Source organism: Streptomyces sp. PT12, from assembly GCF_003311645.1.
Lineage (GTDB): Bacteria > Actinomycetota > Actinomycetes > Streptomycetales > Streptomycetaceae > Streptomyces.
The window spans coordinates 18,318-34,477 of record NZ_QEST01000188.1 but is presented as its reverse complement, the minus strand read 5'-3'; the positions used below and the strand labels follow the sequence as shown (position 1 = coordinate 34,477).

At 75.4% G+C, this 16,160-nt stretch carries 3 protein-coding genes and 1 pseudogene; 3 read left to right on the top strand and 1 reads right to left on the bottom strand.

What is annotated here, in order from left to right; all coding sequences use genetic code 11:
* Positions 1 to 148: 148 nt before the first annotated feature.
* Complete coding sequence (locus DEH69_RS22505) at positions 149 to 2,878, bottom strand: Tat pathway signal sequence domain protein (protein ID WP_113688823.1); 2,730 nt, start codon at positions 2,876 to 2,878, stop codon at positions 149 to 151.
* Positions 2,879 to 3,267: 389 nt separating this feature from the next.
* Here DEH69_RS22505 and DEH69_RS22500 point away from each other — a divergent pair.
* The 3 genes and pseudogenes from DEH69_RS22500 to DEH69_RS22490 form a co-directional block, all read left to right on the top strand.
* Positions 3,268 to 3,808: pseudogene (locus tag DEH69_RS22500) on the top strand (zinc-binding dehydrogenase); the annotation flags it as partial.
* Positions 3,809 to 3,935: 127 nt separating this feature from the next.
* Positions 3,936 to 5,249, top strand: a complete 1,314-nt coding sequence (locus DEH69_RS22495; protein ID WP_113688822.1) for an MFS transporter — start codon at positions 3,936 to 3,938, stop codon at positions 5,247 to 5,249.
* A 12-nt stretch (positions 5,250 to 5,261) separates the two neighbouring features.
* Positions 5,262 to 16,067: a non-ribosomal peptide synthetase/type I polyketide synthase gene (locus DEH69_RS22490; protein WP_113688821.1), complete on the top strand. Its 10,806-nt coding sequence runs from the start codon at positions 5,262 to 5,264 to the stop codon at positions 16,065 to 16,067.
* The last annotated feature ends 93 nt before the right edge of the window (positions 16,068 to 16,160 follow it).

Here is a 16,160-nt window from a genome sequence, read left to right as displayed (position 1 = left end):
GGGGGCGCGGGCGACCAGGCGGGGCCGGACGAGCAGTTGGCGCAGGGGGGCGTCCCCGGGGGCGGCATCGCGTGATGCGTCGTGCGACGTTCTTCACGCCGTTGGTGCCGCTCCCGGGACGGGGGCCCGCTGCCGGGGGCGTGAGCCGTCAGATGTGGTCGCCGACGAGCGCCAGGCACTGGATGACGGCGAGGCCGTACTGGGCGCTGGCGTTGGTGGAGAGCCGGGCCTCGTTGACGGGGTTGAGCACATCGGTCCCCTCGACGCGCTCGGCCGTGAAGGGGTGGTTCTCGGGGTAGCCGGCGTGGCCGGTGCGCAGCTCCTGCCAGGCGCGGGCGGCGAGCGCGTCATCGTCGAGCCGCACGGCCGCGTAGGCGGTGGCCCGTGAGTACGCCTGGCGCAGGTTGAGGCTGCCCCAGGAGGATCCGGTCTCCTCGCGCTGCTGGTCCGCGGTGGAGTTGTAGAGGCGGCAGAACCTGATCCACTGGGCGTGGACCTGCTCGTCGTCGATCAGCTGGAGCAGCTCGGTCATCAGCTCGATGAGCCCGAACACGGAGCTGAGGCTGCCGATGCTGATGCTCGGCTCGGACGGGCCGGTGAAGCGGCCGTTCTCCAGGTTGTAGGTGACATCGCCGCCCTGGGCCCACGCGTTGGGCAGCGCGGCGATGGTGGTGGCGCCGTTGATCAGCTTGGTGTGGGCGATCTCGTCGCCGCCTCGCTCCCACTCCGTCAGCCAGGCCAGGGCCAGCGCGCCCCAGTCGGTGCTCGTGCCGAGGGGGAGCGCCGCGGGATCCGGGTCGAACGGCTCGTCGGTCAGCTTGCGCCCCGGGTCGAGGACCAGGAACGACCGGTCGGCGTCGATGAGTTCGTGGAGCACGTCGCCGACCCGCTCGTCGGCGGTGAGGAAGTAGTAGATCCGCTTGTACCCGGCGTTGCTGATCCGCACCTGCTTGGCGCTGTCGCCCCAGTGCTGCACGCCGTGGCGCGTGCCGAGGCCCTTCCACTCGCCGATGTGGTACATGTCCACCTCGCCGGTGTGGCGCGTCATGGCCTCGGCGAAGCGGAACGCCGTCGCGTCCCCGGTGCGCAGGTAGTGGTACCACAGCCACAGGTCCGTGGACAGCTCGGAGTTGTCCCACGCGTAGCCACCGACGTCGTAGCGCCATGTGTGGCGGGTGCCGTCGTAGTCGTGCATGACGTCGCCGTAGTCCCAGAAGCCGTACCAGGAACGCTGGTCGACCTCCTCGACATAGTGGCTGTGCATGAACGCGAGGTTGTCCTCAAGCCGCTCCTTCGCCGCGTCGGAGCGGTCCACCGGGGCCCAGGAGCCGAACACCCCGGCGGCGTGGTTGTGTTCGGGGGCGCTCGCCAGCAGCGGCGGGGTGGCGACGGCGTCGGCGAGCGCGGAGAAGCGCTCGGCCGTGGGGGTCGCCTCAAGAGCCCAGAAGGCCAGCTCCGTCGTCCGCGCCACCCCGTAGGGGGTCCCGAACTCCGGCTCGTAGTCCTCGTAGGTGATCTCAAGGCCCTCCAACTGCTCATCGAAGGTGTCCTGGCCCAGGCCGTCGTGGTAGAAGCGCAGGTCCATCGACCCGGCGCGCGGGGACCACATCCACACCGTCGCCTGCGCGGTGTCCGTGGCGGCCCCGGTGATCTCGAGCTCGGTGGGGTGCAGCTGCCAGAAGTTCCGCATGCCGAACGCGAGGCCCCCGCTTGGCGACCCCACATAGGCGAGCCCTCGCGCGCGCCGCCCGCCGTCGGCGCGCAGCCAGGAGTGTCCGCGCTCGGTCCGCTTGTGGATCTCGAAGCCCTGCGCGTTCAGCTGGTGCAGGCTGTAGTCGCCGAACGCCGGTATGTACGCCAGGCGCGTGGTGACCCGCTGGTCCCAGGTGCTCGGGTCCGGCGTCGCCTGCCCCGCGCGCTGGGCCGCGCGCACGGCCTCGCCCGGGTCACGGCGCAGCCCGCTCAGGCCGCGCACGGCCTCGGCCAGCACGCCCTCGCCCTGCCCGGCGAACCGGATGTGCCGGTCGTGGGGCTCGTCGCGCATCGGAACGTCGAACCGCACGCCGAGGCCGTTGACGAAGTCCCGCTCCGCGTCGCCGTCGTAGACGAACGTGTGCACCATGCGGACCGCGTCGGAGCCCGCGTAGAGGTAGAAGCGCACCGTGAAGGGCAGCCACGCGCGGCGATCCTTCCTGTGCCTGCCCTCGACCTTGACGACGGCGCGCACCGGGCCTTCTTGCTCGACCGTCACCTCGTCGATCGAGCTGGTGAACCGCTGGGTGCTGACCCTGTCGGGGCGATCGGTGCTCGCGGCGTCCTGGCGCGAGGCGATCAGGCGGCCCTTCGTGGCGATGACCGTCCCGGCGCGCTCTATGGACTCGACAAGATCCTCGCCGTTGCGCCGGAACGTCACGGTCATGACGCCGGTGTCCACGGTGATCCGCCGCCCGCTGGTCGTGACGGTGACGGGGTCGTGGGGCGCGGCGCTCTCGCCGGGCTGAAGCCGGTAGGTCTCGGCGCGCGGGTCGGCGCCGCTGACGGCGTGGGCCGTCCACTTGACCGAGCCGTCGGGCCACCGGCCGATGGGCCACGACTGCACGGGGACGGCCTCGCCCGAGTCGGCGACCAGCGAGAACTCCTGGTCGGGGGCGAAGGCGCCGCGCGGCCATGGAACGCCCCAGGTCGTTCCCGCGGTGAGCTCCGCGGGTACGCCGCCCTCCAACCACCGCACGGTGACGGGGTCGTGGCCGGTCAGGTCCGTCGGCGAGCCCTGTCTCTCGCCGGGCGCGGCCGTCGCGCTGGCCCCGGGGGACAGCAGCGAGGTGGCCCCGGCGGCGGCGGCCGAGAACAGGATGTCGCGTCGACTGAGGGGAACCACGTTGTTCAGCTCCTTGAATCGGGCAGGAGGTGGGATCGGCGCCGGGCGGGATCGGCGCCGGCGCGTCGGGCACGCGGGCGCGTTGCCCGGCCCCTGGGGTCGGGTCGGCGCATGGAGCGCATGGCGAGGGGCGGACGCCGGAGAGTCCGGCTCGGCGGCGGATCGTCCTCCGCCGCTGCCTCGACTCCCACCGACCGTCGGTGAGTTGGGGCGCGGTGCGCTCAGTGTGCACAGTCATGCGCGCACATGCAAGAAGTTGGCGCGAGAAGAGAATTTCTGCTCGCACTTGTCGCAAGCGTGGAAGCTCACCACCGTGGTCGAGCGCGTCGTCGCACGCGGCGGCACGAGGGGCCCATCGCTCAGACCGCGGATCGCGCCTCCCGGGCGCGGGCGACGAGGTGCTCGGCTTCTGCCGCGGCTCGTTCGCCGAGTACGCGCGCACCACCGCCGACCTGCTGGTGCCCAAGCCGGCGCGGCTGGCGTTCGAGCAGGCAGCGGCCGTGCCGATGGCGGCCGTCACCGCCCGCGGGGCATCAGGACCGTGGGCCGGGTGCGGGCCGGGCAGCGGATGCTGATCAACGGGGCGGCGTCGGCAACCGCCCGCTCGGCCGGCTGCGCCGGGCGCTCACCCCCTCGGGGACCCTGGTGGCCAACGGCGGCGGCTCCCCTGGACACGTCTTCGGGGCGATCGCCTCGATGCCTCGGGTGCTGCTGGTCAACGCGTTCGTCCGGCAACGGCTCACGACCATCACCCCCGCGGTCCCCGCCGGGCCGACCCAGGAGGACCTGCGCGCCGTCGCCGCGCCCATCGAGGCGGGCACGCTCACCCCGGTGGTCGACCGGACCTATCCCCTGGCCGAGGCGGCCGATGGCCTGCGCCACGTGGAGTCGGGCCACGCCCACGGCAAGGCCGTGATCACGGTGCCCTGAGCGCAACGCACCCGGGGGCGCGGGTCATTCGCGGTGGGCGCCCTGATCGTGCCCCGGGCGCTGCTGTTAGTCTGCGCGTCTCCGTCGCCGGGGAGGTTCCGGCACGGCGGGGGGAACGCGGGGGCCCATGAGCTTACGTACATCACCGACGCGGCCGGGGCGGCCCGGCGAGAGGCTGGACGCGAGGTTCCGCGGGCTGGCCACCGCCTACGGGGTCTCCGCCTATGGCACCTATCTGAACCTGATCGCGCTCGGCCTGTTCTCCTTCGAGGTCACCGGCACGGCGTTCGGCGTGGGCGCGGTGATGGCGCTGCGGCTGCTGAGCGGGTTCGCCGCGGGCCTGGCCGCGGGGGCGGTGCTGGCCAGGGTGAGCCGCAGAAGCGTCATGCTCGGGGCGGATGTCGCGCAGGGCGCGTTCATGGTCGCCCTCGCGGTCGGCGGCGCGCGCTCGCCGCTGTGGCTGCTCGCCGCGGCGGCGGTGGCGCTCGGCGCGGGGAACACCCTGTTCACCGTGGGCCTGCGCAGCGCGGTCCCGGCCATGGTCGGCCAGGAGGCGCGCACCCGGGCCAACGGCCTGCTGGTCACGGCGCGTTCGCTGGCGACGGTGCTCGGGTTCGCCTCGGCGGCGCCCGTGATCGCGCTGGGCGGGTACGGGCTCGCGTTCGCCGTCAACGCCGCGAGCTTCGCCGTGTCCGCCGTGGCGCTGTGGGGGTGGTTCCCCGGCGGGAACGGCGCGCGCGAGGCGGATGGCGACGCCCCTGAAGAGGCGGATGCGACGGGAGGTGACGGGCCGTCGGCGCGGCGCCGCTTCCGTCCGCGGATCCTCGCGGGGCTGCCCGCGCTCCTGATCGGGCTGGTCGCGCTGCGGGGGGCTGACGCCCTGGCGTCCTCGTCGCACAATGTCGCCCTGCCCGTGGTCGCCCACGGCGCCTCGGGCGAACCGGCGGTGTTCATGGCGCGGTTCTGGGCCGCGTGGGCGATCGGCACGGTGCTCGCCCAGCTCGTGCTTCGGCGGCGGTCGGGCGAAAGGGCTTGGGGAGAGCGGGCGTTCGCCCTCGGGACCTGCGCCATGGCGCTCTCGTTCATCGCGGCCTTTCTCGACCTGCCCACGGCCGCGCTCGCGCTGGCCGCGCTCGCGGCCGGGTTCGCGGACGGCTGGACGGAGACCGTCTATGTCTCTCGCCTCCAGGCCGAACCGGCGCGGCGGCGCGACCGGTTGTTCGGGCTCTCCGCCACCGTGGAGCAGTCGGGGTTCGCGCTGGGCACGGTCGCCGCCGCTGCCGCGTTGGAGCGACTGTCGGCGCTGACCGTCGTGGCCATCTTCCACGGCATGGCCGTGTGCGGAGCGCTCGCGCTCATGGTGACCACCACGAGGGGCTGGCGAGGTGGGGATCGTGCGCGGCGGTCCGGCCCGCCCACCCACGCACCACCGCAACGCTAGGAGTTGACTCGTATGGAACGCGTCCGAGGAGAAGCACTCTGCCGGGGGCCCGAGCCGGAGCGCACCGAGGACGACCCGGGCGACGCGGTGGCGGCGTTGCTGCGGGCGGCCGGGGCCGCCTCAGGCGCGGCCGTCGTCACCATCGCCCCCGACGGCACGGCCCGGTCGCGGTCGTACGCCCAGCTCCTCGACGCCGCGCGGCGTTCGCTCACCGGGCTCCGCGCGCACGGCGTGCGCGCGGGGGACACGGTCGTGCTGTGCGGGCTGCCCCTGGCGGACTTCTTCCCCGCCTTCTGGGCGTGCGTGCTCGGCGGCGCGAGACCTGTGGCCATCGCGGAGCCCCCGGCGCCCGGCTCCCCGGCCCTCGAACGCCTCCTGCACGCCCACGCGTTGCTCTCACGCCCGCTGGTCGTCGGCGACGCGGCCTGTGCGGCCGTCCTCGCCGAAGTGGCCCCCGCCTTGGATGTCGCCATCGCCGACGACTGCCGTGCCGCGGCGCCCGCCGACGACCACGTCGAGCCCGACGCGTCCGACACCGCGCTCCTGATGCTCTCGTCCGGCAGCACCGGGGGCCCCAAGGCCGCCCGGCTGACGCACGCCGGACTCGCGGACCTCGCGGCGAGCAGCAGACGCATCCTCGATGTGCGCCCCGATGACACCATGGCGAACTGGCTCCCCGTCGACCACAGCGGCGCGTTCCTCCTCTACCACGTCCTCGCCGTCTTCGTCGGCTGCACCAACGTCCACGCCCCCACCGAGCGCGTCCTGGCCGACCCCACACGCTGGCTCGACCTCCTCCACGAGCACCGCGCCCAGCACGGCTGGGCCCCGACGTTCGCCTACGAGCTGGTCGCCGAGGCGCTGGCCGGGCGCCGGGACGCGCCGCACGGGCGGCGCTGGGACCTCGGCCGCCTGAAGTCCCTGGTGTGCGGAGGGGAGCGGGTGGTGCTGCCGGTGCTGCGCCGATTCCTCGACGCCACGGCCGCGTTCGGGGTCCGCGAAGAGCACATCGCGCCGGTGTGGGGCATGGCCGAGACGGTGACCGCCTGCACCTACGGCAGGCTCGACCGCCCCGGCACCGTGCACCGCCTGCTGGGGAGCAGCCTGGGCGGCGAGCTGGTCAGGGCCGGTGACCAGACGCCCGACGAGGAGTGCGTCACCTTCGTCGCGTCCGGATCGCCCGCGCACGGCGTGACCCTGCGCATCGTCGACGACCGCGGCGACCTCGCGCCGCCCGGCCGCGTCGGGCGGCTCCAGGTCCACTCGCCGACGCGCCTGACCCCGGGCTATGTCCGCGATCCCGCGGCGGACGCCGAGGCGTTCCCCGCGGGGCGCGACTGGCTTGACACCGGTGACCTGGCGTTCATCGACGCGGGCCAGGTGGTCATCACGGGGCGGCGCAAGGACCTGATCATCCTCAACGGGCACAACGTCTACTGCCACGAGGTCGAGGAGGCCGCCACCGCCGTCGAAGGGGTCAGACAGGGCGAGGTGGCGGCCTGCGGCATCCCGAGCCAGGAGCGGGGCACGGAGGAGCTGGCGGTGTTCTTCGTCAGCCGGGGCGCGGCCGAGGACGCGCGCATCGGCCGCGACGTGCGGGCCGCGCTGTTCGGGCGGCTGCGACTCACCGCCACCCATGTCGTTCCCGTCGCGCCGGACGACTTCCCGAGAACGCCCGCGGGGAAGGTGCGCCGCGGCGCGCTGCGGGACCGGCTGATCGACCGGCTCGCCGACCGGTCGCCGGACCGGTCGCCGGACCCGCCGGAAGAGACCGCGTCCGCGCGCCCCGACCGCGACGCGACGGCGCGCGCGGTGCGCGAGGAGCTGGCCGCCGTGCTGGGGCGCTCGGCCGGGTCCGACCAGCCGTTCTACGAGCTCGGCCTGACCTCCGCCTCGCTCGTGCGCCTGCGCGCCCGGCTGGAGGAGCGGCTGGGCGTGCCGATCGCCCCGACGGCGCCGTTCGAGCACCCGACGGCCGACGCGCTCGCCGCGCACCTGTCGGGCGGCGGCGCGCGGCGGGCCGCGGGCGCCGGTGCGGGCGCCGGGTCCGATGACGCCGCCGATCGACGCGTCGCGGTCATCGGGTTCTCGTTCCGCTTCCCCGGCGCGGACACGCCGGAGCGCTTCTGGGCCAACCTGCGCGACGGGGTGAGCAGCGTCCAGACCTTCGGCGACGAGGAGTTGGCCGCGGCGGGCCTGACCCCCGAGCAGCGGCGCGCTCCCGACCTCGTGCCCGTGGGCGGCGTGATCGACGGCGCCGACGCGTTCGACGGGGCGTTCTTCGGCATGAACGCGCGCGAGAGCGAGCTCACCCACCCCGCGCACCGGTTGTTCCTCGAGTGCTGCCACGGGGCGCTCGAACACGGCGGATACGCGGGCACCGGGCCCGACTCCACGGTGGGCGTGTTCGCTGGCTCCGGCATGAACCTGTACGACCATCAGCGGCCGAGCGCGGCGCACGGCCCCGGCGACGCGGCGGACCCCGCGACCGGCATGCGCTGGGCCATCGCGCGGCAGCCGGACTTTTTGGCGACGCGCGTCGCCTACCGCCTCGGGCTCAGGGGACCGGCCATCGGCGTGCAGACGGCGTGCTCCACGTCGCTCGTCGCCGTCCACCTCGCCGCGCAGGCCGTGCTGAGCGGCGAGGCCGACCTCGCGCTCGCGGGCGCCGCGGCCGTGCACCACCCCCAGCGCACCGGCTACCGCAGCCAGCCGGAGTCGATCCTGTCGCCCACCGGGCGATGTCGGGCGTTCGACGAAGCCGCTGACGGCACGGTCGGCGGCAACGGCGTGGCCGCCGTGCTGCTCAAGCGGCTCGACCGGGCGCTGGCCGACGGGGACACCGTGCACGCGGTGATCCTGGGCTCCGCGGTCAACAACGACGGCTCGGACAAGGCGGGCTTCAGCGCGCCCGGGGTGGCCGGGCAGGTCGACGTCGTGCGCCGCGCCCTGCGCAGGGCGAACGTCCGGGCCGAGACCGTCTCCTATGTGGAGGCGCACGGCACGGGGACCGCGCTCGGCGACCCGGTGGAGCTCGAAGCGCTCGGCCGGGCGCTGGACGAGGGCACCGGGCGCACGGGGTTCTGCGCCGTCGGCTCGGTCAAGCCCAACATCGGGCACCTCGACAGCTGCGCCGGAATGGCCGGACTGATCAAGACGATCCTCATGCTGCGGCACCGCACCCTGGTGCCGACCCCGCACCTGACCCGCCCCAACCCCGAACTACGCATCGACGGCGGCCCCTTGACGCTCGTCAGGGAGCTGAGGCCCTGGACGGTGCCCGACGGGGTGCCGCGCAGGGCCGGGGTCAGCGCCCTCGGCGTCGGCGGCACCAACGCCCATGTGGTGCTCGAGGAGGCGCCCGCGGCGCCGCACCGTCAGCCGCCCGAACTGCCCGTCCTGGTCCCGGTGTCGGCGCGCGACCCGCAGGCCCTCGACGAGCTGCGCGGCCTGCTCGGCGACCGGCTGCGGCAGCGGCCCGAGCCGCGGGCGGACGACGTGGCCACCACCCTGGCCCTCGGCAGGCCGCACCGGGCGGCGCGCGCCACGGCGGTCGGGCGCGCCGCCGACGAGCTCGCCAGGGCGCTCGACGGGGCGCTCGACGAGCCACGGCGCGCCCCCGAACCCCCGCTCGGCCCGCTGGCGTTCGTCTTCCCCGGGCAGGGCAGCGCGAGGCGCGGCATGGCGGGCGGCCTGTACGCCGCGAGCCGGGCCGCCCGTCGAACGCTCGACCGGTGCGCCGAGATCCACGCCGACGCGTTCGGCGGCGCCCTGCTCCCGCTCCTGCTCGACGCTCCCCCCGACTCGGACTCGGGGGCGGATCGGGGGGCGGACTCGGGGGCGGGCGAGGTGTGGCCCACGGGGACGGCCCAGGCGGCGCTTTTCGCGCACCAGGCAGCGCTCGCCGATGCGTGGCGCGCCGCGGGCGTGCGCCCCGACCTGCTGTTCGGCCACAGCGTCGGCGAGTATGCGGCGCTGTACGCGGCCGGTGCCCTGAGCCTGGAGGACGGGCTGCGCCTCACCGCCTGGCGCGGGCGCCTGATGGAGGCGGGCCCGCCCGGCGGCATGCTCGCCCTGCGCGCCGACGCGGACACCGCGCGGCGCGTCGCCCGCGACTCGGGCGCCGAGGTGGCGGCGGTCAACGGCCCGCGCTCGCACGTGATCTCGGGACCGCCCGACGCGCTTGACGCGGCCACGCGCCTGCTGGACCGGGAGAACGCGCGCTGGAGGGCGCTGCCGGTCGACCGGGCGTTCCACTCGGCCGCGGTCGACGAGGCGATCGACGCGTTCCGCGCGCACGCCGAGCGCGTGGCCTACCGCCCGCTCGGCGTCACCGTGGTGACGGCCGCCGACGGCGAGGCGCACCCCGTGGGCAGCGTCATCGGCGCCCACTACCTCTGCCGCCAGGCGCGGCGCCCCGTCCGCTTCGACCTGGCGGTGGCCGCGGCGCTGGAGCGCGGGTGCGCCGACTTTGTGGCGATGGAGGCCGGGGAGACCCTGATCGGCCTCGGTCGGCACTGCGCCCCCGGCACTCGGTGGCGGGGCGGCCAGGGCGGGGGCGGCGTGGACGAGCAGGTCCGCGGGTTCCTCGGGGCCCTTGGCTCCCTGTGGGCCAGGGGCGCCGAGCTCGACTGGCCCGCGCTCGTCGGCGGCGGGCGGCGGATCCCGCTGCCGGGGCATCCGCTGCGCCCCGTGCCGGTGGCGGCCACGCCGCCGCCCGCGCCACCGGCCGCTGAGCCGCCCGCCGCCGTACCGGCCCGCGCCGATGACGCATCGGATGACGCACTGGGTGACGTACTGGTCGAGGGCATCAGGGAGTTGACGGCCGCCGCGCTGGGGGCCGCGACGACGGAGGTGACAGCGGACACGTCGGTCTTCGACCTGGGCGCGGACTCGCTCTCCCTGATGAGCATGACGGCCGAGCTGGCCACGCGGCACGGCGTCCGCGTCCCGGTCCGCGCGCTGTTCGACGGCGCCGACACGCCGCGCAAGCTGGCCGCCCTCATCGGCCGGGCGCGCGGCGACGCCGCCCCCGCGCCGCCGGTGAAGATGCCTGTGGAGACGCCTGCGGAGGCCCCCGCGGAGGCGCCGCGGCCCCCCGAGGGCGGCGAGACGCCCGAGCTGCACGCGCTGTTCGGGCAGCAGCTCAGGCTCGTGGAGACGCTCGCCGACCGGGTGACCGAGGTGATCTCCCGGCAGCTCGACGCGCTCGGCTCCCCCGCGCCCCGCACGCCCCCCACCACGACACCGGCACCCGCACCAGCACCGGCACCCGCACCGGCACCGGCACCGATACCGGCGACCCCACCCCGGCAGCCCGCGGCGGCCGGGTGCGACATGAGCCTCTACTTCTTCGGCGACTACCCCGACGACGCCGTTCACGACAAGTACGGGCTGATCATGGAGGCGGCCGAGTTCGCCGACCGGAGCGGCTTCCACGCCCTGTGGTTCCCCGAGCGGCACTTCGACTCGTTCGGCGCGCTCTTCCCCAACCCGTCCGTCCTCGCCGCCGCGCTCGCGGCGCGGACCCGCAGGATCAGGCTGCACGCCGGGTCCGTGGTGCTGCCGCTGCACCACCCCGTCAGGGTCGCCGAGGAGTGGTCGGTCGTCGACAACATCTCGGGCGGCAGGGTCGGCCTGTGCTTCGCCAGCGGCTGGCACGCGAGGGACTTCTCGCTCGCCCCGCAGCACTTCGGGCGCCACCGCGAGGTGCTGTACGAGCACCTGGAGACCGTGCGGCGGCTCTGGTCGGGGCAGCCCCTCGCGACCACCGCGGGCGACGGCCGCCCCGTGGAGGTCAGGCTGCACCCCCGCCCCGTGCAGGACCTGCCGCCCCTGTCCGTGGCGGTGGTCGGGAACCCCGAGAGCTATCGGCGGGCCGCCGCCGAGGATCTGGGGGTCGTCACCAACCTGATGGCGCAGACCGTCGAGCAGCTGGCCGCGAACATCGCGCTCTACCGGCGCACGCGCGCCGAGCACGGGCTCGACCCGGCGACCGGCCGGGTCGTGGTGCTCGTGCACACCTACCTCGGCGAGGACGCGGAACGCGCGCGGGCCGAGGCATACCGGCCCTTCGTGGCGTATCTGCGCTCCTCGCTCTCGCTGTTCGACCAGGTGACCACGAGCCTCGGCGTCGAGGTGGACCTCGACAACACCCCCGAGGAGGACGTGGAGTTCCTGCTGGAGCGGGCATACGACCGCTACTGCGCCTCACGCGCCATGATCGGCGGCGAACGGGAGGCCGAGGAGACGGTGCGCCGCCTCATGGCCGCGGGGGCTGATGAGATCGCGTGCTTCGTGGACTTCGGGGTGGAGAAGGAGAAGGTCCTGGCGGCGCTGCCGTCGCTCGACCGGGTCCGCGCGCGCACCGCGCCCGCCCCCGGCGCGCGGAAGCCGCCCGCGCCCCTGCGCAGGCCGTTGACGCCCGCGCAACGCCGCATCTGGTTCCTCGAACAGCTGCACCCCGGCACGCTGATGTACCACGAGCCCAAGGCCGTCCGCCTGGAAGGGCCGCTCAACGTTCCGGCGCTGCGCCACGCGTTCGCGCGCGCCGCGGACCGGCACGAGGCGCTGCGCACGGTCTTCCGGCAGCGCGACGGCGTTCCGTACCAGGAGATCCTGCCCAGCGCCGACCTCGACTGCCCCATCGACGACCACGCGGGGACGCCGGAGGAGCAGGCCCTGCGGGCCGTCCTCGAAAGCGAGGGGGCCCGCACGGTCGACCTCGGCGCCGGGCCCCTCGTCCGCGCCCGCCTGCTGCGCCTGTCCGACGAGCGGCACCTGCTCTTCCTGCTGGCCCACCACATCGTGTTCGACTCGGCGTCCACCGCGGTGCTGGTTCGGGACCTGGCCGCCTTCTACCGCGCGTGGCCCGACGGCGACCCGGGGCTGCCGCCCCTCGCCGACCAGGCTGGTGAGGGCGCGGCTGCCGAGGCCGAAGGGACCGCCGCGGCCCTGGAGTTCTGGCGGCGCACGCTCGGCGGCGCGCCCGGCCTGGACCTCCCCACGGACAGGCCGCGCCCACCCGCCAGAACGGGCGAGGGCGCGTGCCTCACCCACGCGCTCGACGGCGAACTCGTCCGCGCGCTCAGGGCGTTCGCCGCAACGCACCGCGCCACCCCCTTCATGGCGCTGACGGCGGCCATCGCGGCCGTGCTCGGCCGCTTCGCCGGGCAGGACGACCTGGTGGTCGGCACCGCCGTCGCCGCGCGCCAGGGCGGTGCCGAGGACCGGATCGGGCTCCACCTCGACACCGTGCCGCTCCGCCTCGACCTGGGCGGCGACCCGGACTTCCCCGCGCTGCTGCGCCGCGTCAGGGAGACCAGCGCGGCCGCGTACGACCACCGCGGCGTCCCCTTCGACGCGCTGGTGGCCGCGGTCAACCCCCCGCGCGACCCCGGCCGCAACCCCCTCTTCCAGGTCCTGGTGGAGTACGAGAACGAGAGCGAGGTCGACTTCGACCCGCCCCACCTGACGGCCACGCTGCTCGATGTGCCGAGCGCCCGCGCGCCGTTCGACCTGACCGTCTACCTCACCCACCACCGCGACGGCGTCCGCTTCATGGTCGAGTACGACACGGCCCTCTTCGACGAGAGCACGGTGCGCCGACTGGTGGACTACACGGAGCACGTGCTGCGCCGCGCCCTGGCCGCGCCCGCCGCGCCACTCCACGAGCTGACCGCGGTGACGGACGCCGACCGCGCCACGCTCGTGCGGCTCGGCCGCCTCGACGAGCCATGGCCCGCGACCGGGGACACCCTGCACGGGCTGTTCGAGCGGCAGGCCGACGCCACGCCCGACGCCGTCGCCGTGGAGTGGGGCAGGGAACGCGTCAGCTACGGCGCGTTGGCGGCCCGCGCCCGTCGGCTCGCCTGGCGGCTGCGGGAGCGCGGCGTGGGGCGCGGCGATCGCGTGGCGGTCCTGCTGGGGCGCGGTCCCGAGCTGATCGCCGCCCTCATCGGGGTGCTCAGGAGCGGCGCGGCCTACGTTCCGCTCGACCCCTCGCTGCCCTCCCCCAGGCTCGCCGCCCTCCTCGACGACAGCGCCCCCGCCCTGCTGCTGACGGACGACGCCGCCCTGGCGCGGCACCAGGACCTCGTGCCCCGCGTGCCGGTCCTGCTGCTCGCCGACGTGGCGCCGGGCGCCGAGGGCGCGCCGGGCGCCGAGGGGCCCGATGGCGGGGCGGGGCCCGACGACGCCGCGTACTGCCTCTACACATCGGGCTCGACCGGCCGCCCCAAGGGCGTCGTGGTGCCCCACCGCGGCCCGGCCAACCTCGTGCGGGACCATGTGCGGCGGCATCCCGCCCTGCGCACCCTCCAGTGGACCTCCACGGCCTTCGACGTCAGCGTGCAGGAGATCTTCACGACGCTGGCGTCAGGGGCCGCCCTCGTCCTGATCGCCGACGAGGCGCGGCACGACCCGGACGCCGTCACGGCCGCGGTCCGCGACCATGGCGTGGAGCGGGTGTTCATGCCGTGCACGCCGCTGACGTACCTGATGGAGACGGGGCCGCGCATGCCGTCCCTGCGCGAGGTGTTCACCGCGGGCGAGGCGCTGCGGCTCACGGACGCCTTCCGCCGGTTCCTCGCCGCCCACCCGGCGTGCGCCCTGTACCACCAGTACGGGCCGACCGAGACCTCCGTCATCGTCACCTCGCACCGCGTGGACCCCGAAGACGGCGACCACCCGCCCATCGGCGGGCCGGTCGCGGGGGCGCGCGTCCACCTGCTCGACGGCGCGGGGCGCCAGGTGCCCGTGGGGGCCTTCGGCGAGATCCACATCGGCGGCGTCCCCGTCGCCTACGGCTACCACGCGAGGCCGGACGAGACCGCGGCGGCATTCCTCGACGACGGCGCGGGGTCGGCGCGCTACCGCACCGGCGACCTGGCGCGCTGGCGCGCGGACGGCACGCTCCAGTACCGGGGCCGCACCGACGACCAGGTCAAGATCAGGGGCCACCGCGTCGAACCCGCCGAGGTGCGGGCGGCGTTGACCGCGCTCCCCGGCGTCCGCGACGCGGCCGTGCTGCCGCGCCGCGACCGACACGGCGAGTGGGAGCTCGCCGCCTATGTGGTGCCCGAGGTCCCCGGGGACGAGCTCGCGGGTCCGCGCGAGGCGCTGGCCGCGGCGCTGCCCGACCATCTGGTCCCGCGCCGCTGGGTGGGCCTCGAACGCCTCCCGCTGAACGCCTCGGGCAAGCTGGACCGTTCGCGCCTGCCCGACCCCGGCGACGAGGGCGCGCGGCACGAGGGCGCCGCCCCCGTCACGCCGACGGAGAAGGCGCTGCACGGCCTGTGGTGCGACATCCTCGGCCTGGGGCAGGTGCCGGTGGACCGCTCGTTCTTCGCGCTCGGCGGCCACTCGCTGAGCGCGATCCGGCTGGTGAACCGCATGGCCGCTGAGCTGGGCCTGACCGTGCCCATGGCCGACCTCTTCCGCGCGCCGACGATCCGCGGGCTCGCGGCCAGGCTCGAACAGCCTGACCCCACGCCCCCGGGCGGCGCGGGCGATGTGGCAGCCACCGTGCCCATGACCTCGTTCCTGCGCAGGCTGTGGCGCCGCCACCACGAACGGGCCGACCCCGGCGTGTACAACGTCGCCCACCGCGTCGACGTGCGCGGCCCGCTCTCGCCCGATGACCTCCGGCACGCGCTCGCCGAGCTGGTGGCCCGCCACGACGCGCTGCGCGCCCGCGCGGTGCGCCGGGACGGCGCGTTCCTCCTGGAAGTGCTCTCCCAGGTGCCCGTCGACCTTCAGGTCAGCGACCTGTCCGCGGACGAGCAGCGTCTCGACGCCTGGTGCCGGGAGCACGCGGCGCGCCCGTTCGCGATGGACCGCGCCCCGCTGTTCCGCTTCCGCCTGGCGCGACTCGGCCCCGAGCGCTGGACGCTGGTGACGGTCCTGCACCACGCGCTGTGCGACGGCTGGTCGATGGGCATCATCTGGGGCGAGCTCCAGAAGCTCTACGACGCGCGCCGCGGGGGCGCAGGCGCCCCGCTCCCGCCGCCGACCGCGCAGTTCACAGACCACGCCCGCGCGGAGCACGCGCTCGACGACCGGCGCAGGGAAGACCTCGAGCGGTTCTGGCGCGCCGAGCTCGACGGCGTTCCGCCCAGGCTCGACCTGCCGACCGACCGGCCGAGGCGGGGCCCGCTGTCAGGGCGGGGCGCGCTGCGCACCTGGGCCCTGGACGGCTCTCTCGCGCGGCGGATCGAGGAGAGGGCCCAGGTGCTCGGCGCTCCCCCCTACGCCCTTCTCGCGGCGGGCTTCGCCCTGTGGGCCGCCGGGCGCCGCGGCGGGTCCGCCGATGTCGTGCTCGCCGCGTCGAGCGCCAACCGGCTGGGCCCCGAACGGGCCGAGGTCGTCGGCCCGTTGGGCGAGGCCGTGCTGCTGCGCGCCAGGGTCGGCGAGGCGGCCACCTTCGCCGACCTGGTGCGGCAGGTCGGCGCCTCGCTCTTCGCCGCGCTCGACCACCAGGAGCTGCCCCTGGCCGAGGTGGCCGACCTGGTGGCGCCCGGCACCGGGCAAGGGCCGTTCCCCGACGTGCTGTTCACCGTAGTCACCACGCCGCCCCCCGTCCTCGACCTGCGCGAGGTGTCGACGACGGTGCGCGGCCTGCCCACGGCGGGGGTGGCGCGCACGGAGCTCTATGTCGTCCTGGCCCCCGAGGACGATGGCATGACCCTCACCTTCGAGTACTCCACCGACCTGTTCGAGGAGGCGACCATCGAGGCGTGGGGGAAGGAGGTCATCGCCGTGCTCGCCGGGGCCGTCGGGGACCCGGAGGGCCCCCTGCCGGACCGTCGGCGCCCCTGAAGTCCCTTTTCGGATGGGGGGTGGAGGGCGCGGTGTCACGGCGGCGCCCTCCACCGCCCACTCCCGGGGGCAGCGGGACGCGGGCGCCCGGCG